1 protein-coding gene is annotated in these 433 nt (G+C 46.7%); it reads right to left on the bottom strand.

Going from position 1 to position 433, the window contains the following annotated elements; all coding sequences use genetic code 11:
• On the bottom strand, positions 1 to 433 hold a 433-nt coding region (locus AAEZ03_RS25995; RefSeq protein ID WP_350582611.1), incomplete at both ends, for a DUF1731 domain-containing protein.

Below are 433 nucleotides of genomic sequence, written 5' to 3'. Positions count from 1 at the left end.
GCATCTAATAACGCTTGCGGTAATACTTTTTGCCCATCTATTAGTAGCGTCGACATCTCACCAAACATCAGCTTAAGTAAGAAATTCGGTAGGGTAAAGAATGTCGGACGGTGTAACCATGACCCCAGTGTTTTGGTGAAAGTATGATTGTTCACGGGATTGGGTGCGGTTAAGTTGTACACAACCGCTGTTGTGTCATTTGTAGTCTGTTGGGTGTTTTCATGCATGGCTTGAGTGCTCACATCATCAGCTAGATGCTTCTCAATGATAAATATCGCTGCCCCTACCCAGTCCTCACGGCTGACCCAACTCATGATTTGCTGACCATCACCCAATTGTCCACCGACGCCCATCTTAAACGGGGTTAATAGTTTACCGAGCATGCCGCCTTTAGGATGAATGACAACACCAGTACGCACGATAGCCACAGGCA

Origin of the sequence: Pseudomonas sp. HY2-MNA-CIBAN-0224 (assembly GCF_040310285.1) — a bacterium.
Classification (GTDB): Bacteria; Pseudomonadota; Gammaproteobacteria; order Pseudomonadales; family Pseudomonadaceae; genus Aquipseudomonas; species Aquipseudomonas helleri.
The sequence above is the reverse complement of the archived record's forward strand: the minus strand, read 5'-3'. Positions and strand labels throughout refer to the sequence as shown.